Below are 15,829 nucleotides of genomic sequence, written 5' to 3' on the forward strand. Positions count from 1 at the left end.
GGGGCTTGGGGATCTCAGGGGTTCGGAAAAAATCGCTCGGCAGGCAGATAGCCCGCCAAACGGCCAGCAGCACACCAATCGCGTTCCAACGCCATATCGCCCACCAACAGCACCCGGTCCCCCGGCACCTTGCCCAAAGCCACGCGGATCACCGCGCGCGCTTCGGCAAATTTCGCCAAGGCAAATGGCGCTGGATGGGCCGCATCGATTTGCGGGTTCACGATGATGGCTTGCGGCGACAGCGGAGCCACCGCCAGCGCGATCCGCGTGCAATTCATCGCGTCCAGCTTTTCGATCCGATCCTGCGGCAGCACTGTCTGTCCGCGCGTCAGCCGCAAAGCGTTGGAGGAAAACAGAAACGCGATCAGATCATGCCCCGTCGCCGCCCGCACCGAGGCATAGGTCCTGTAATCCAGCCCCAAATCGCGCGCCCGCTTCACCCGCAGCCGCACCACCTCAATCGGCAGCGTGGGCAAAAGCCGCGCGCGTGCCGCACGCCAGCAATGCGCCCGCCAAGCCACCCCCGGCTGCACCGAAGGCCCGCCGTTATGGCCGATCTGGCTCATTCCCACTCGCGCAGCCGGGCGACATAGCGGGCCATGGTATCAACTTCGAGGTTCACTTTGTCGCCCAGCTTGACCTCTCCCCAAGTCGTCACCGCCTGCGTATGCGGGATGAAATTGATGCCAAAGTCGCAACCATCAACCTCATTCACCGTCAAAGACGTGCCGTTCAGCGCAACCGAGCCTTTCGAGGCGATGAATTTCGCCAAAGCCTCTGGCGCACGAAACGTCACCCGCACGGATTCACCCTCGGGCACAATCCGCACCACCTCGGCCACACCGTCAACATGGCCCGAGACGATATGCCCACCCAATTCGTCGCCCACCTTTAGCGCTCGCTCAAGGTTCAGCCGCTTGCCAACCTTCCAGCCCGCGAGATTGGTTTTTGATACCGATTCCGCCGAAATCTGCACATCAAACCAGTTGCGCGGGCTGGTGCCCAGCGCGATCACGGTCAGGCAAACGCCTTCGCAGGCAATCGAGGCGCCAATATCGACATGGGCAACATCGTAAACCGTGCCAATCCGCGCCCGCAGATCGCCGCGCTGCTCCAGTTCCAGCACTTCGCCCATGTCGGTAACAATTCCGGTAAACATGGCTCACCCCCTGTGTTTCGCGGCAAAGCTACTTGCTGCACGGGGCTAGTGCAATCGCCTCAAATTCGCCGCTGTTCTGGTGTTAAGCTGCGCCAAGCCGATGTTTCCCCTTTTCTTGCAGGGTGTTTCTGGCGCATTCAGACGAGAAAACATGCGAGTATAATGTCAGGTTCAGGTCAAGATCGCCGCTTTTTGTTTTTGCAGGGCCCGCATGGCCCGTTTTTTCATCGCTTGGGCAAAATGTTGTCTGCGGCGGGCGCAGAAGTCTGGCGTGTCGGCTTCAATCGCGGCGATCGGGCGTTCTGGCCGACCGAGGCCAGCTACATTCCGTTCAAAGGCACCTTGCAAGACTGGCCCTTGGCGTTTCGGACGGTGATCGAGCAAAAGCAAATCACCGATATCGTGCTGTATGGCGACACTCGCCCGATCCACGCCACCGCCGTTGCTGCCGCCCGTGCGGCGGGCATCACTGTGCATGTGTTCGAGGAAGGCTATCTGCGGCCCTATTGGATCAGTTACGAACGTGGCGGCTCAAACGGCAATTCGCGCCTGATGCAGATGTCGGTGCCCCAGATGCAAAAGGCGCTGCAAGCGCTGGACATGCAGCTTCCCGATGCACCGGCGCGCTGGGGCGACATGCGCCAACACATGTTTTGGGGCGCGCTTTATCATTGGTTCGTAATGAGCGGATTCTGGGATTATCGCAATTTTAGACCGCATCGCGCCCTAAGTGTGGGGCAGGAATTCTGGCTTTATGTCAAACGCCTTGTCCTGCTGCCCGTGCATCGGTGGGAGCGTATTGCCGCCACCCTGCGCATCAAGCATGGCGGATTTCCCTATCATCTGGTGCTGCTGCAACTGGAACATGACGCGAGTTTCCAAATGCACTCACCCTTCAAGACCATGACAGAGTTTCTGGCCGTCGTGCTGGAAGGCTTTGCCAAGGGGGCAGCCCCGCATCATCACATCGTTTTTAAAGCGCACCCGCTTGAAGACGGTCGTGTGCCGGTAGCGCGTGAAATCAAACGTCTGGCAGCACAGCACGGCGTTTCGTCGCGGGTGCATTTCGTGAGGGGCGGCAAATTGGCAGCGCTGTTGAACCACGCCCGCTCTGCCGTGACGGTCAACTCCACCGCAGCACAGCAGGTGCTTTGGCGCGGTCTGCCGCTGAAAACCTTTGGCGCTGCGGTCTATGCCAAGCCGGAATTCGTCTCGACCCAAAGCCTGAAAGACTTCTTCACTCTGCCCACACGCCCCGACAGCCGCGCTTATCGCGATTATCGCCATTATCTGCTGGAAACCAGCCAAGTGCCCGGCGGCTTCTACAGTTCGCGTGGGCGGCGTGAATTGCTACGACAGGTGGTAGATATGATGCTGCAAGCAGAAGATCCTTACGATGCGCTCACCTCTGGCAAAGCGGCACCACGGCAACAGTTGCACGTCGTAAAGTGAACAATAAAACCAAGACTGGCATTTTGTTTCGTCTTTCTGTAGGTTTACAGGCAAAACTTGAGGCAAATCCAGTTAAAGGAGCCCGGGCAGTGAAAATTACCGGATCAAGGGGGGCGAAGGCCCTTGCCCTTGTGGCACTTGTCAGTGCGGTTGGGGCCTGTGGCCTGCCGCGCTCGGGGCCCAACAAGGCAGAAATCTTCAAGGGCTCGGTCCTGAAGCAGGGCGACGCCTTTATCGTCACGGTGAACTCTCGGGTCACGCGCGCCACCGCGGTGACGCCGGCACTTGGGTTCAGCTCGGCATTCCGCAACGCGGGGGTGGTCGGATCTGATGTGATCTCGCCCGGCGATGTGTTGGGGCTGACGATCTATGAAAACGTCAAGGATGATCCGCTGCTCGGCAACACCGGTCAGCGCGTGTCGGCATTGACCGAAATTCAGGTCGATGGCGCGGGCTATATCTTTGTGCCCTATGCTGGCAAGATCAAGGCGGCGGGCCAATCGCCCGATGGCCTGCGCAACATCATCACCAAGAAACTCGACACCCAAACGCCCGATCCGCAAATCTCGGTTCAGCGTCTGGCGGGCGATGGTTCGACCGTGTCGGTCTCCGGTTTTGCCGGGGCCAACGGCGTGTTCCCGATTGAACGCCCCACTCGCACCCTGTCGGCCATGCTGTCGAAAGCGGGCGGCGTCACGATCGAACCGGCTGTGGCTATCGTGCGTGTCACGCGCGGCGGTAAAACCGGCTCGATCTGGTTGGAAGACCTGTATTCCAACCCGGCGTTGGACATCGCCCTGCGGCCGGGTGACAAGATCACGGTGGAAAAAGACACCCGTTCCTTCGTCGCCATGGGGGCCACCGGGTCGCAAACCAAGGTTCCGTTCGAAACGCAAACCCTGTCGGCGATTGAGGCTTTGGCCACGGTTGGCGGCCTGAACACCGGCACCGCCGACCCAACCGGCGTGTTCGTGTTCCGCAATGAACCTGCCGAGGTTGCCAATGCCGTGTTGGGCCGCCGCGACCTGAAGGGCGATCAGCGCATGGTCTATGTGCTTGATTTGACACAGCCGACGGGGATGTTTGAGGCGCGTGACTTCCTGATCCGCGATGGCGACACCGTCTATGTCACCGAAGCGCCGTTCGTGCAGTGGCAGAAAACCTTGTCGGCGATCTCGGGTTCGACCAATGCGGCCAACAACATTGCCACCACGGGGCAATGAGGCGGATTTGACCGGCCCCAAACCTGATAACCAAGCCGCCGGGACGATTCCCCGGCGGCTTTTTTACTACAACGCCGGGTTTCTGCGCCAACCGCATCTGCGCCGAATGCTGGCCCTTGCCGGACACGAATTGCGCCTTGGCCTGCCCGGACCGGAAGATGGCGTGGTGGTCTGGGGCCGCTCGCCCTACGCGCGGCGCGGCGAGGCGATTGCCGCGCGCTACAACGTGCCACTGGTGCGGATCGAGGATGCCTTTCTGCGTTCGGTGCGCCCCGGTCGTATGGGCGATGCGGCCTTGGGGTTACTGATTGACGGGCTTGGCATGCATTTCGACAGCGCCGCACCTTCCTCACTCGAAAGGATTCTTGCAACTCATCCCTTGGACGATTCGAACCTTTTGATGCGCGCGCGCGACGGAATTTCTCGGATTCAGTCGCTCGACTTGTCAAAATACAACCTTCACCTGAACACCGCTCCTATGCCTGCCCCCGGATATGTGCTGGTGCTAGATCAGACGGCAGGAGATGCCTCTATCCGCCATTCCGGGGCCAGCGCCGCACGTTTTGCCGAAATGCTGGCCACGGCACAGGCCGAACATCCCACCGCGCGCATCGTCATCAAGACCCACCCCGAGACTCAGCTGGGCTTGCGGCGTGGCCACTTTACCCCGAACGACCAATCGGATCGCGTCAGTATGCTGAGCGCCCCAGTCTCGCCCTGGGCCCTGCTGCAAGGCGCGATTGCGGTCTACACCGTCTCATCGCAAATGGGTTTCGAGGCCATTCTGGCTGGCCACCGCCCCCGCATCTTTGGCCAGCCGTTCTATGCCGGTTGGGGTCTGACCTTGGATGCGTTTCCGGTCGACCGCAGGCGGCGCACTTTAACCAAAGCACAGCTTTTCGCCGCCGCCATGATCCTCGCGCCGACGTGGGTCGATCCCTGCCGCAATCGCCTGTGCAGCTTTGAAGAGGCCGTTGATCAGCTTGAGGCCGAGACACGCGCCTTTCGCGAAGATCGGTTCGGGCACGTGGCCATGGGGATGCGGGTGTGGAAGCGCGGGCGACTGCAGGCGGTGTTTGGCCGCGAAAAGCCTTTGATCTTTCGGGATAATCTGCCGCAGGCCGTCAGCACCGCCTGCACAAAGCGACGCGGTTTGCTGATGTGGGCCGGCAAGACACCCGAACATATGCCCGAAGATCTGACTATTCGCCGGGTTGAAGATGGCTTTCTGCGCTCGCGCGGGCTTGGGGCAGAACTGGTGCCGCCGCTGTCTTTGGTCACGGATGATCTGGGGATTTACTACGATCCTACCCGCGAAAGCCGTCTTGAGCGATTGATCCAAACGCCACTGCCGCCCGACGCCCAACGGCGCGCTGAAAAGCTGGTGGCGAGCCTGATCGCCGCCCGTCTGTCAAAATACAACCTCTCGGGCCGACTGCCGGAATTGCCCGACGGCCCCCGCGTGTTGGTTCCCGGCCAGGTCGAAGATGATGCCTCCATACGCCTCGGCGCGGGAGCGATCTGCACCAATATGGCGCTGCTGCAAGCCGCACGCTCGGCCTATCCCGACGCCACGCTGATCTACAAGCCGCATCCCGATGTCGAAGCAGGCCTGCGCCCCGGTGCAATCCCCGATCATGTGCTGCAGGGATTGGCCGATGTTGTCGCGCATCACGCCGATCCGATCCAACTGATCGAGGTTTGTGACACCGTCGTTACCATGACATCGCTGTTGGGATTTGAGGCTTTGCTGCGTGGCAAGCGGGTCATCTGCCTCGGCGCGCCGTTCTATGCCGGGTGGGGCTTGACGCAAGACCTCGGCCCCGTCCCTTTGCGCCGCAAACAGGCCCCTGACGGCCATCCCCTGCCGCGCCCGTCGCTGCTGGCTTTGGCGCACGCCGTCCTGATCGCCTATCCGCGCTACTACGATCCTGTCAGCCGCAAACCCTGCCCACCCGAAACCGTGCTACACCGTCTCGCCACGGGCACCGAAGCCGCAACCGGGCTGCCCTTGCGCCTTCTGGCCAAGCTGCAGGGCCGATTTGCCACCTATGCGCGGTTCTGGCGCTAAGGCGCGAACCAGCAACGTATTAACCACGAACGTCAGTAGATATAGCGAATCTGTTCGGTCCAATACCGCTCCATCCGCTTCAGCGACTGGTTCATGTTTTCCATGTTGCTGGCATCCACCATGCCGCGTTTGGCCAAACCTTCAGCGTGGCGCTGGAACAGATCGGTCAGCATCCCGCGCACCTTGCGGCCCTTTTCGGTCAACCGCACCCGCACCGAGCGGCGGTCAATTTCCGATCGCTGATGGTGCATATAGCCCAATTCCACCAGCTTTTTCAGGTTATACGACACGTTCGAGCCCTGATAGTAGCCGCGCGATTTCAACTCGCCCGCCGTTACCTCGTTCTCGCCGATGTTGAACAGCAGCAGCGCCTGCACCGAGTTGATCTCAAGGATCGCCACGCGTTCAAACTCATCCTTGATCACATCCAGCAGCAATCGATGCAGCCGTTCCAGTAAAGCCAGATTATCCAGATATCCCGCCATCAACAGCTTTTGCGAGCCGTCAAGCAGGGGGTCATGCAATGTCATCTCTTAACTCCGCGAGCGATGGCAACTGCGGCTAGAATCGACACAAAACAAAAACATATCGTAAACTCGCCACGATTTTGGCGCAAATTACCCCGCCGCCATCCGCCCGCGTGCATGTGATCCGATTTCACCAATCAAATCAGCCAGATAATCCGGTGCAGGCGATTGCCCCAGCACCCATGGCAGCAGATCCTGATCGTTTTCATGCAGCAGCTTGTCGAAAACCACCAGCCGTTCTTCCGACATTTTCGCCAGATGCGCATCGGCATAGGGTCCAAGGATCAGGTCCATCTCTTTCATGCCGCGCCGCCAACTGCGCATCGCCATCCGTTTCAGTCGGGCTTCTTGTGTCTCGATCATGCTGCCATCTCACGCAATTGCGATGCCAGGTTTTGCTCGGCGCGCTGCAGATCGCGCCCCAGAACCTGCATCTGTTCGCGCAATTGCGCGATTTCGGCCAGCGCCATCCGCGCGCCATAGGGCAACGCCGACGCATCCCCGGGCGCACCCAATCCCGGCCCCTTACCTGTCATCAACCACGTCAACGACACGTTCAACATCCCCGCCAGCATCTGCAAACGGTTGCCACGCGGCTCCCAGGCGTCAGCCTCCCATGCGACAATCGTGCTGTCACGCACACCCAGCCGCTGCGCCAGATCCTCGACACCAAAACCCGCTGCCAGCCGCGCCGCTTCCAGCCGGTCGCCAAAGGTTGCCACATCGTCCTCTAACCATGTTTCGCTGGTGATTTCTGCCATCTTGCCTCTCCTTATTCTGATATCGCTTGATTGCTTGCGCGGCAAACCTATGCCAAACAACCGCAAATTACAAACCAACCGCCCAACCCATAGCCGGAGCCCGCCGAATGGCCTTCCTGTCCGATACCCTCGCCCGCGTCAAACCTTCGCCCACCATCGCCGTCACCACCAAGGCGCAGGAACTGAAAGCGGCTGGCCGCGATGTCATCGGCCTTGGCGCTGGAGAGCCGGATTTTGACACGCCGGAGAACATCCGCAACGCCGCAAAGCGCGCGATTGACGCAGGCAAAACCCGCTACACCGCGGTCGATGGCATCCCCGAGCTGAAGAAAGCCATCTGCGAGAAATTCGCGCGCGAAAACGGCCTGACCTATGCCCCAAACCAGATCACCGTCGGCACCGGCGGCAAGCAGACGCTGTATAATGCGCTGATGGCGACCTGTAATCCCGGCGATGAAGTGATCATCCCGGCGCCCTATTGGGTCAGCTACCCGGATATGGTCCTGCTGGCAGGCGGCACGCCGGTGCCTGTCGTGGCCACCATCGAAACCGATTTCAAACTGACCCCGGCGCAGCTTGATGCCGCAATCACTCCTAAAACCAAGTGGTTCATCTTCAACTCGCCCTCGAACCCAACCGGCGCTGGCTATACCCGCGCCGAGTTGCGCGCGCTATGCGATGTGCTGCTGAAACATCCGCATGTCTGGATCATGTCGGATGATATGTATGAACATCTGGTGTTCGACGATTTCGAGTTCACCAGCCCTGCGCAGATCGAACCGAAGCTCTACGACCGCACCCTGACCTGCAACGGCGTGTCAAAATCCTACGCCATGACGGGCTGGCGCATTGGCTATGCCGCAGGCCCGGTGGCGCTGATTAAGGCGATGGGCACGATCCAAAGCCAAAGCACCTCGAACCCCTGCTCGGTCAGCCAGTATGCCGCACTTGAAGCTTTGACCGGCCCGCAAGACTTCCTTGCGCCCAACCGCAAGATCTTCCAACGCCGCCGCGATCTTGTGGTCTCGATGCTGAACGCCGCCCAAGGTATCACCTGCCCGAAACCAGAAGGTGCCTTCTACGTCTATCCCGACATTTCCGGCTGCATCGGCAAAACCAGCGCCGCAGGCACGAAAATCACCGATGACGAGGTGTTCGCCACCGCTTTGCTGGAAGAAACCGGCGTCGCCGTGGTGTTTGGCGCGGCCTTCGGGCTTTCGCCAAACTTCCGCGTCAGCTACGCTACCGCCGACGAGACTCTGGTTGAGGCCTGCACCCGCATCCAGAACTTCTGTGCGTCGCTAAGCTAAAGGACACCATGGCCGACCGGATCACCGCCAATCTGCCCAGCCGTGATTTCGCAGCAACCGAGGCGTTTTATGCCCGCCTCGGCTTTGCGCGCGCGTTTCGCGGTGACGGCTGGATGATCCTGCGGCGTGGAGATCTCGTGCTGGAGTTCTTCCCGCACCCCGAAATTGACAAGCGCACAAGCTGGTTCTCTGCCTGCGCGCGCGTCGATGATATGGCCGGGCTTCTGGCCCAGTGGCAACAGGTCGGGCTGCCGCAGGATGAGAAATCCATCCCCCGCCTGACCGGCATTTTCAAGCCAGGACAGGCCCCACGGATGTTTGCGTTGGTCGATGAGGATGGCTCGCTTTTGCGGGTGATCGACAACATTGACGCAGGCGAAATTGATTCAGGCGGGGCCGCCTGAATGTCAGCCGATCTGCCTGAATTTTATTTCCGTATCCGCGACAACGGTGCCGCCGTGTTCCGCGTCGATACCGAAAACCGCCAGCGCCGGATTGATATGGACGAAATCGCACTGGTGAACGTCAAGAATGGCAATATCAAGCCGCATGGTGATCACAAGCTGACGCAGGAAGAAATCAAGGTGATCGGCCAATGGGTTGCGAAGCGGCAAGCCACTTTGGCCGCCCGCGATGTCGATGACATTCTACGCGCGGTAGACCACATGAACCTGACGACGCAGTGGGCGCAATCCAAGGCCACCGACGCGCAACTTGAGGAAGTGACCGACCTTTTGCTGCTGGCGATGCATGATCTGCGCAGCGTGTTGGTGCGCAAAAAAGCCGAGCGGTTGATGAAAGGCGAGGCGGCGGAATAACCGCGCCGATGCGGGCCTAGCGCCGTATTTCACCTGTTTCTAAATTTCCCCGCCGGAGGCTCCTTTGGCCAATGCCGGATGCCTCCGGCGGGAGTATTTGTGCCAATGTGAAGCCCGTTCAGCGCACCCGATGCCAGAACCGCCACATCATCGTCACGGCGGCAAACACCAGCCCAATCACCAGCCCCAGCCACAGACCGATCCCGCCCAAACCGGCATGAAACGCCAGGAAATACCCCGATGGAATGCCAATGCCCCAATAACTGATCGCCGCCGCGATCATTGGCACGCGCGTATCCTTGATCGCGCGCAGCAAGCCCAGCGCCATCACCTGCATCGCATCGGCCATCTGGAACAGCGCCGCCATCGCAAGCAGGGTGACACCAAAGGCGATGATCTCGGCGCTTTGCGGTTTGCTCTCATCCAGAAACAGCGAGATGATCGGCACCGGCAAGCTGAGGAACAGCACCACCATCACCGCGCCAAACCCGACCGACAGCGCAATCGCCGTCACCGCCGCATCGCGCACGCCTTGGCGGTCCCCCGCGCCATCCGCCCGCCCCGCGCGCACTGTGGCCGCATTCGACAGGCCCAGATGCACCATGAACGACAGCGCCGCCACCTCCATGGTGATACCATGCGCCGCGAGTTCAATCGTGCCGATCCATCCCATCATCAGCGCGGTGGCCTGAAACAATCCGCTTTCCGCAAGCGAGGTCACGCCAATCGGCCAGCCAAGGCGAAACACCTGATGCAGGGCTGGCCAATCCGGCCGCCAGAACCGCTGAAACAGATGGAAATGCCGCAAGGCAGGCAACCAGCCCGCATAGATCGCCAGCAGCACAAAGGTCAGCGTCTGCACCGCAACCGAAGCAATCGCCGCACCGCGCACGCCCAGTTCCGGCGCGCCCCAGTGGCCAAAGATCAGCGCATAGGCCAACACAAGGTTGACCCCAACCGCCGCCAGCGTCACCCACAGCACCACCTGAGTCCGCTCTAGCGCCGCCAGATAATTCTTCAGCACCATCACCAACAGCGCCGGGATCATCCCCCAGCCCGCAATGCGCAAGAAATCCTGCCCCAGTGCCGAAACCTCGGGCCGCTGCCCCAAGGCCAGCAGCAACGCCTCGGACCACCAGAAAATCGGATAGCTCAGCAGCCCGAAGCCAATCGACAGCCACATCCCCATGCGGGTATCGCGCCGCACCTGCGCCTCATCCCCACGCCCCACCGCTGTGGCCACCATCGGCAGCACAGCCTGCGCAAAGCCCGCGCCCAGAATGAACACCACGAAAAACATCGAGGTCGCCAGCACCACCGCGGCAAGTTCATTCACCCCATACCAGCCCAGCAGCACGGTATCGGTGACATGCAGCGCCATCTGCGCCAGGTGGCTGCCCACCAGCGGCAGGCCCAAAGCCAGTGTCGCGCGGGCATGTGAGATGTAGGACATTCTTTTGATCATATCCCAAGTCCTACAAGCGCAAGATCACCGCCACAAGACACCGCTTCCGCCGCAGCGCAGCGCAGGTTCCCGCCCCCGTCAGTGCTTTCAATGTCGGAAACCATTCTGCGCGTCGATAACGTGACATTTACATTCCCGCGGCACAGGATCAGCCTTCTCTCAACCACAGAGTGACTGCGATGCCGCCTTGACGTCGGCTCGCCCGTCCGGGTGCGACCAAAATCCGGCGAGACGGAAGGTGATGCATGGATAACCCATTAAATCTGCACCAGAATCTGCGCACACCTCTCTGCGATCTGTTGGGATGTGATCACCCGATCCTGCTGGCTGGTATGGGCGGCGTCGCACGATCCGAGCTTGTCGCCGCCATCGCAAATGCGGGCGGCTACGGCATCCTTGGCATGGTCCGCGAACCGCCAGAGTTGATCGCACAAGAGATTGACGCGGTGCGCGCCCAAACCAGCCGCGCCTTCGCCGTCAATCTGATCCCCGCCGCCACCGATCCCACCTTGCTCGATGCCGAACTCGCGATGTGCTTTGCCAAGCAAGTGCCCGCGCTATGTTTCTTCTGGCACCCCGTCGCCGCAGCCATAAAGCGCGCGAAGACCGCCGGTTGCCTTGTGCTGCATCAGGTCGGATCGCTAGCCGCAGCGCTTGAGGCCGAGGCCGCCGGAGCCGATGTATTGATCGTCCAAGGCGTCGAGGCCGGGGGGCATGTTCACGGCACCGCCGCCGCCCTGATTCTGGTCGAGCAGGTCGCCCGCGCTTGCAACCTGCCCATCGCTGCCTCGGGCGGCTTTGCGACAGGGGCCAGCCTGATCGCCGCCCGCGCCTTGGGGGCACAAGCAATACACTGCGGCACCGCTTTTCTGGCCACCGAGGAATCCTTTGCCCATGCCGACCATAAGGCCCGCGTGCTGACCGCCTGCGCCGAAGACACCGTCTACACCGATGTGTTTGCGCTGAACTGGCCGCCACATGCTCCGGTCCGGGTCATCCGCAATTCTGTCACCGACAGCCTTGGTCACAGGCTGCTGGGCCACCACCCCGACCACCTGCCACGCGAGATCATCGCCCACGAAGGCGACCGCCCGCTGCCGCGCTTCAGCACCGACAGCCCGCTGCGCATCACCACCGGAAATCTGGAAGCCATGCCAAACTATGCCGGAGAAAGTGCCTCCCTGATCACCACCCTGCCCAGCGCCGCCACCCGTATCGCCGAAATTCTGGCAGAGGCGCAGATCGCCCTCGCCCGCCTGACCGGGGCACAGCCATGACCGACAGACCCTTCGCCTCGCCCGTGTGTTTCGCGCATGAAAACGCTGCCGAACCGCTTGATCCGCAGCAAGCCACCGATGTTGCCCGCTGGCGCAAGGCCGAACGTCTCCGCCTGCTGGCCGAACGTGCCGCCTTGCCTGTGGCCACTCGGCAATCCGCAGCGCAGGCCATCGCCGGCCATCTCGATACCCTGCTTGCCCGCCGTTTTCCCAACCTGAATGGCCTGATCATCTCGGCTTGGTGGCCGATCAAGGCCGAACTTGATCTGCGCTTCTGGCTTGCCAGCCTTGCGCCGCGCGGAGCCACCGCTGCCCTGCCGGTGATATTACAGCCCAAAGCCCCGCTCGCGTTCCGGCCCTGGACACCCGAGGCCGCGATGGAGCGCGGTTTCTGGAACATTCCGGTGCCCGCCACTGGCCCCGAGATTACGCCACATATCACCCTGTCACCACTCGTCGGCTGGGATAGTGCGGGCTTTCGTCTGGGTTATGGCGGCGGCTATTTTGACCGCACCCTTGCTGCCGTTACCCCATCGCCCATCGCCATCGGCATCGGTCTTGCCGCTGCCCATCTACCGACGATCTTCCCGCAACCGCATGATATCCCGATGGATTACATCCTGTGCGAAGACGGGCTGTCGCCGCTGCACGCCTGAGACGCCACGCCACATCGCCAAGCCAGCATCCGCGCGCTATTGTCCCGGCATGAGTGATGAGACCCGCATCCTTTACAACGAAACCTGTCCGGTCTGCCGGTTCGAGATCAACAGCTACCGCAAGACGGCACTCGCGCAGGACATCCCCCTGCGCTTTGATGATCTGACGCAGGCAGCCGCTTGGGGCATCGCCCCCGACGCCGCTGCCAAACGCCTGCATGTCTTGCACGACAGCAAAATCCTGTCCGGTATTCCGGCGTTTCAGGTGATCTGGGCCAAACTGCCACGCTGGCGTTGGTTCGGCAAAATGACAGCACTGCCGCTGATCCACCCCATTGCCTGCGCGATTTACGATCACGTCATGGCCCCGCTGCTCTACCGCGCCCACAAACGCCGCGAAGCTGCCAAATCCGCGCCACATTAACTGCGCAACTTGCGGGGGTATTTACCCTGTGAGGCGCCGATGCTGCGTGTTCTTCTTTTGCTAGTGCCACTGCCCGCCTTGGCGCTGCCGCAAAGCACGGCTTCATCCGAGCCAATCCTCTGCGCAGATGGCAAACCTGTGGTCCCAGACCTGCTGCATCCGGTTCTGCCGCATTGCGCCCCCGCCCCGCAACTATCTCACGCCCCGGCGCCCGATGCGTAAGCTTCTGCTCTTGCTTGGCCTGCTGGCCAGCCCCGCCGACGCTGCGATCAGCTTTGATGATCTGCGCGGCCTTGTGCTGGCCCGCGATTTCACCGCGACCGACGCCGCCCTGATCGCCGCCCACACCGAATACACCGCCGCCCACACGCCAGACGACGAGCGTGAGCTTTACAACGTGTTCGCACTCTACGATCCCGCAATCCAGCGCTTTGCCGAAGATTGGGTCGCAGCCGATCCCGACAATCCGCGCGCGCTCAATGCCTTGGGTTGGAACCTCTATGTCTGGGGTTGGGCATGGCGCGGCGAAAATACCGTCAACCGGACCACGACCGAAGCCTTGAAAGGCATGTCGAGCCGCCACATGCAGGCCTTCAAGCTGTTCCAGCGCGCCGCCCAGCTTGCACCCGATCTTATCCCGGCGTCTGACGGAATGCTCCGCCTGACGACCACGCTCGGCAACAAGGCGGTGATTCCGATTGAGTTAGAGCGGATCATGACAAGCCAGCCCAATCGCGGCAGCCTGATGCGCGCTATGCTGTCGCTGGCCCCGCAATGGGGCGGTCGCCCCGAGCAGGTCAATCTGTTGTGCGACCGCTATGCGCCCAAAATCACCGATGTGCCCGATTACACCCCCGAAGTTTGCCGCATCGACGCCGTCTACTACGCGAATTTCTGGTATGGCGATCAGCGCGCAGCGGCACATCAGCTCTTGTTGTTCATGCCGAACCCTATCCTCGACTACGCCCGCTACAATGACATGATGTATGGTCCGTCCACCCCGGAAGAGGTGGTTTCAGGACTGGAAGCCCTGAAAGCCCAGCGCGACCTGAACCCGGAAGAAGCGCGCAAACTGGATGACATCCGCATGAGTCTTGCGCGGGTCGATGCCATGCAGGCGACCTACCCCGAGTTTTCCACCGCACTTCTGCGCGAGGTTCCTCTCTTGCAAGATGCTTTGGTGAAAGACCCGCTGAATCCCGATCTGCTGCACCGCTATGTCTATACCCTTGATGAAGCCGAGGCTTATGCGGCGCGTCCGATCACCACGACCGAAAAAGCCGATCTGATCCAGCGCCTGCACGCAACGCTCAAAGCCGTGCCAACGGCTTACAAACTCTGGAACGATCTTGCGCAAATCACGCTTGGGTCCGGCGAGTTTGATGGCATCGCCCGCGCCGAGCCGTATTTTCACAATGCGATCCACTATTCCGTCTACGGCAATCAGCAAATGGCAAATGCTGTGCGCCCGAAATGGATGCGGGTGCTGGATCAATCCAACATCATGAAGGCCACAGACATCTCCGCCTTAACGCCAGAGCAACTTGCCCAGTTGGATGCCATCGTCAACTGTCCGCTGGCAATGCAACTGAACGTCCTGCGGCTGGTCTGCGACAACGACGGAACCCCAGAAAATCAGTGCGCCGACGGTTACGCCGCAAACGAGGTGATATGGGACCGTTTGAAAGACCGCATAAATTCAGGCGCATGCCCAGACACGTTCCTTCCGCACTTTGAAGAACAATATCTGTCACCAAAGAAGGTCGATTTCTGAAATTCGCCCAACTGATCGCTCTATTCGATCATAAATTAGCCACATTCCTGATCGCCCTATCCGATCAGAATTACCACCCACGCCACTCCGCCCGCAATCGCCGTCAACGCCACCGCAGCCGAGCCGCAATCCTTCGCCTTCTTGGCGCGCGGATCTTCGGCCTTTGAGATGTAATCCACCACTTCCTCCAGCCCGGTGTTCATCAACTCGGCCGCCAGCACCAGCAAGCCCAGCGCCAGGATCAATCCACGCTCGGCCGCCGTCATCTCAATCGAAAACGCCAAACCGGCTGACAGCACGTTGACCACGCTCCACTGTCGCAAGGTCTTTTCACTGGCCCAAGCCGCCCGCCAGCCGTGCCATGACCAGATCACCGTATTGGCAAACCGCCGCCCTTCACTGCGCAAAATGTCCCGCATGGCTCCCCCCATTCAAGGCGGCCATCCAAGCGCAAGCCTCAGACCTTGGCAAGCGCGTCCAGATAGGCCCGCACCGAAGTCACCACATGCGCAAACCGATCCCCGCCCAGATGCACCCCGCCATACCAGCGCGTCACCACCACGATATGATCATGCAATGCGGCGCGCTCCAGCATCTTCAGGATCACCGCAGCCGCCCCCGCCTCGCCATCGTCGTTCTTCACCGCCCCGCCATCCGACAGCACGCAGGCCCAGGTGTTATGCGTGGCCTTGGCGAATTTCTTGGCGCGCTTCAGTTCGGCCAGAAAATCCTCGATCCCGGCCCGCCCCTGCACCACCCCACCAGACACCGCATAGCGCGAGCCGCGATCGCGCAACACATCGACAATCTGCAACATGATGTCCCTTCCCCCCTGTCGAAGCCTCCGGCGGGAGTATTTGAGCCAAGATGAAATGCAAAGCGCAATGCCTTGGGCTTGACTTCATCCATGCG

General features: G+C 60.9%; 18 protein-coding genes. 10 read left to right on the forward strand and 8 right to left on the reverse strand.

All coding sequences use genetic code 11. The features are described from left to right. Nucleotides 1-14: 14 nt before the first annotated feature. Nucleotides 15-566: a hypothetical protein gene (locus tag ACFOGH_RS08340; protein WP_380072609.1), complete on the reverse strand. Its 552-nt coding sequence runs from the start codon at nt 564-566 to the stop codon at nt 15-17. Beyond that, complete coding sequence (locus ACFOGH_RS08345; protein ID WP_380072610.1) at nt 563-1,159, reverse strand: riboflavin synthase; 597 nt, start codon at nt 1,157-1,159, stop codon at nt 563-565. The genes ACFOGH_RS08340 and ACFOGH_RS08345 overlap by 4 nt, the downstream gene beginning before the upstream one ends. Before the next feature lie 162 nt (nt 1,160-1,321). Between ACFOGH_RS08345 and ACFOGH_RS08350 the strand changes: the two genes are divergently transcribed. The 3 genes from ACFOGH_RS08350 (at nt 1,322) to ACFOGH_RS08360 (ending at nt 5,905) form a co-directional block, all read left to right on the forward strand. Next, nucleotides 1,322-2,611 (forward strand): capsule biosynthesis protein, encoded by a 1,290-nt coding sequence (locus tag ACFOGH_RS08350; RefSeq protein ID WP_380072611.1) that lies wholly within the window; start codon nt 1,322-1,324, stop codon nt 2,609-2,611. Between the two features lie 89 nt (nt 2,612-2,700). Continuing rightward, nucleotides 2,701-3,834: a polysaccharide biosynthesis/export family protein gene (locus ACFOGH_RS08355; protein ID WP_380072612.1), complete on the forward strand. Its 1,134-nt coding sequence runs from the start codon at nt 2,701-2,703 to the stop codon at nt 3,832-3,834. A gap of 7 nt (nt 3,835-3,841) precedes the next feature. Further along, nucleotides 3,842-5,905, forward strand: coding sequence for a capsular polysaccharide biosynthesis protein (locus tag ACFOGH_RS08360; protein WP_380072613.1), 2,064 nt, complete (start codon nt 3,842-3,844; stop codon nt 5,903-5,905). Nucleotides 5,906-5,937: 32 nt separating this feature from the next. Here the strand turns inward: ACFOGH_RS08360 and ACFOGH_RS08365 are convergent, their stop codons facing one another. From ACFOGH_RS08365 to ACFOGH_RS08375, 3 genes are all read right to left on the reverse strand, one after another. Further along, on the reverse strand, nt 5,938-6,435 hold the full coding sequence (locus ACFOGH_RS08365) for a MarR family winged helix-turn-helix transcriptional regulator (RefSeq protein WP_380072614.1): 498 nt from the start codon (nt 6,433-6,435) through the stop codon (nt 5,938-5,940). Nucleotides 6,436-6,522: 87 nt separating this feature from the next. After that, nucleotides 6,523-6,795, reverse strand: coding sequence for an FAD assembly factor SdhE (locus ACFOGH_RS08370; protein ID WP_380072615.1), 273 nt, complete (start codon nt 6,793-6,795; stop codon nt 6,523-6,525). Next, nucleotides 6,792-7,193 carry a helix-turn-helix domain-containing protein gene (locus ACFOGH_RS08375; RefSeq protein ID WP_380072616.1) on the reverse strand — a complete coding sequence of 134 codons (402 nt, stop codon included), beginning with the start codon at nt 7,191-7,193 and terminating at the stop codon, nt 6,792-6,794. Before ACFOGH_RS08375 ends, ACFOGH_RS08370 begins: the two co-directional genes overlap by 4 nt. Before the next feature lie 107 nt (nt 7,194-7,300). Between ACFOGH_RS08375 and ACFOGH_RS08380 the strand changes: the two genes are divergently transcribed. Genes ACFOGH_RS08380 through ACFOGH_RS08390 form a run of 3 tightly spaced genes read left to right on the forward strand, consistent with a single transcriptional unit; the run spans nt 7,301 to nt 9,321 of the window. Then, a complete protein-coding gene (locus ACFOGH_RS08380) occupies nt 7,301-8,503 on the forward strand; it encodes a pyridoxal phosphate-dependent aminotransferase (protein WP_380072617.1) in 1,203 nt (400 codons plus the stop codon). A gap of 8 nt (nt 8,504-8,511) precedes the next feature. Then, the gene (locus tag ACFOGH_RS08385) at nt 8,512-8,907 is read left to right on the forward strand and encodes a bleomycin resistance protein (protein ID WP_380072618.1); all 396 of its coding nucleotides are present in this window, start codon (nt 8,512-8,514) and stop codon (nt 8,905-8,907) included. Further along, nucleotides 8,908-9,321 (forward strand): hypothetical protein, encoded by a 414-nt coding sequence (locus tag ACFOGH_RS08390; protein WP_380072619.1) that lies wholly within the window; start codon nt 8,908-8,910, stop codon nt 9,319-9,321. It begins immediately after the preceding gene. A 118-nt stretch (nt 9,322-9,439) separates the two neighbouring features. Here the strand turns inward: ACFOGH_RS08390 and ACFOGH_RS08395 are convergent, their stop codons facing one another. Further along, complete coding sequence (locus ACFOGH_RS08395) at nt 9,440-10,774, reverse strand: MATE family efflux transporter (protein WP_380072620.1); 1,335 nt, start codon at nt 10,772-10,774, stop codon at nt 9,440-9,442. 257 nt (nt 10,775-11,031) lie between these two features. Here ACFOGH_RS08395 and ACFOGH_RS08400 point away from each other — a divergent pair, with 257 nt between their 5' ends. From ACFOGH_RS08400 to ACFOGH_RS08415, 4 genes are all read left to right on the forward strand, one after another. Beyond that, complete coding sequence (locus ACFOGH_RS08400; RefSeq protein ID WP_380072621.1) at nt 11,032-12,063, forward strand: NAD(P)H-dependent flavin oxidoreductase; 1,032 nt, start codon at nt 11,032-11,034, stop codon at nt 12,061-12,063. After that, nucleotides 12,060-12,719, forward strand: a complete 660-nt coding sequence (locus ACFOGH_RS08405; protein WP_380072622.1) for a 5-formyltetrahydrofolate cyclo-ligase — start codon at nt 12,060-12,062, stop codon at nt 12,717-12,719. Before ACFOGH_RS08400 ends, ACFOGH_RS08405 begins: the two co-directional genes overlap by 4 nt. A gap of 49 nt (nt 12,720-12,768) precedes the next feature. Next, a complete protein-coding gene (locus ACFOGH_RS08410; RefSeq protein ID WP_380072623.1) occupies nt 12,769-13,143 on the forward strand; it encodes a thiol-disulfide oxidoreductase DCC family protein in 375 nt (124 codons plus the stop codon). 214 nt (nt 13,144-13,357) lie between these two features. After that, a complete protein-coding gene (locus ACFOGH_RS08415) occupies nt 13,358-14,917 on the forward strand; it encodes a hypothetical protein (RefSeq protein WP_380072624.1) in 1,560 nt (519 codons plus the stop codon). A gap of 56 nt (nt 14,918-14,973) precedes the next feature. Here ACFOGH_RS08415 and ACFOGH_RS08420 read toward each other — a convergent pair whose 3' ends face one another. Then, entirely contained in the window at nt 14,974-15,336 is a 363-nt protein-coding gene (locus ACFOGH_RS08420; RefSeq protein ID WP_380072625.1) for a diacylglycerol kinase, read from the reverse strand. A gap of 38 nt (nt 15,337-15,374) precedes the next feature. Next, nucleotides 15,375-15,734 (reverse strand): YigZ family protein, encoded by a 360-nt coding sequence (locus ACFOGH_RS08425; protein ID WP_380072626.1) that lies wholly within the window; start codon nt 15,732-15,734, stop codon nt 15,375-15,377. Nucleotides 15,735-15,829 lie beyond the last annotated feature (95 nt).

This window comes from Cypionkella sinensis, assembly GCF_042646385.1.
Lineage (GTDB): Bacteria > Pseudomonadota > Alphaproteobacteria > Rhodobacterales > Rhodobacteraceae > Cypionkella > Cypionkella sinensis.

What these genes read in the sequence shown, in the direction of transcription:
- ACFOGH_RS08340 (WP_380072609.1), bottom strand. Translation starts at nt 566, where the DNA reads ATGAGCCAGATCGGCCATAACGGCGGGCCTTCGGTGCAGCCGGGGGTG.
- ACFOGH_RS08345 (WP_380072610.1), bottom strand. Translation starts at nt 1,159, where the DNA reads ATGTTTACCGGAATTGTTACCGACATGGGCGAAGTGCTGGAACTGGAG.
- ACFOGH_RS08350 (WP_380072611.1), top strand. Translation starts at nt 1,322, where the DNA reads ATGTCAGGTTCAGGTCAAGATCGCCGCTTTTTGTTTTTGCAGGGCCCG.
- ACFOGH_RS08365 (WP_380072614.1), bottom strand. Translation starts at nt 6,435, where the DNA reads ATGACATTGCATGACCCCCTGCTTGACGGCTCGCAAAAGCTGTTGATG.
- ACFOGH_RS08370 (WP_380072615.1), bottom strand. Translation starts at nt 6,795, where the DNA reads ATGATCGAGACACAAGAAGCCCGACTGAAACGGATGGCGATGCGCAGT.
- ACFOGH_RS08375 (WP_380072616.1), bottom strand. Translation starts at nt 7,193, where the DNA reads ATGGCAGAAATCACCAGCGAAACATGGTTAGAGGACGATGTGGCAACC.
- ACFOGH_RS08380 (WP_380072617.1), top strand. Translation starts at nt 7,301, where the DNA reads ATGGCCTTCCTGTCCGATACCCTCGCCCGCGTCAAACCTTCGCCCACC.
- ACFOGH_RS08385 (WP_380072618.1), top strand. Translation starts at nt 8,512, where the DNA reads ATGGCCGACCGGATCACCGCCAATCTGCCCAGCCGTGATTTCGCAGCA.
- ACFOGH_RS08390 (WP_380072619.1), top strand. Translation starts at nt 8,908, where the DNA reads ATGTCAGCCGATCTGCCTGAATTTTATTTCCGTATCCGCGACAACGGT.
- ACFOGH_RS08395 (WP_380072620.1), bottom strand. Translation starts at nt 10,774, where the DNA reads ATGTCCTACATCTCACATGCCCGCGCGACACTGGCTTTGGGCCTGCCG.
- ACFOGH_RS08400 (WP_380072621.1), top strand. Translation starts at nt 11,032, where the DNA reads ATGGATAACCCATTAAATCTGCACCAGAATCTGCGCACACCTCTCTGC.
- ACFOGH_RS08405 (WP_380072622.1), top strand. Translation starts at nt 12,060, where the DNA reads ATGACCGACAGACCCTTCGCCTCGCCCGTGTGTTTCGCGCATGAAAAC.
- ACFOGH_RS08410 (WP_380072623.1), top strand. Translation starts at nt 12,769, where the DNA reads ATGAGTGATGAGACCCGCATCCTTTACAACGAAACCTGTCCGGTCTGC.
- ACFOGH_RS08415 (WP_380072624.1), top strand. Translation starts at nt 13,358, where the DNA reads ATGCGTAAGCTTCTGCTCTTGCTTGGCCTGCTGGCCAGCCCCGCCGAC.
- ACFOGH_RS08420 (WP_380072625.1), bottom strand. Translation starts at nt 15,336, where the DNA reads ATGCGGGACATTTTGCGCAGTGAAGGGCGGCGGTTTGCCAATACGGTG.
- ACFOGH_RS08425 (WP_380072626.1), bottom strand. Translation starts at nt 15,734, where the DNA reads ATGTTGCAGATTGTCGATGTGTTGCGCGATCGCGGCTCGCGCTATGCG.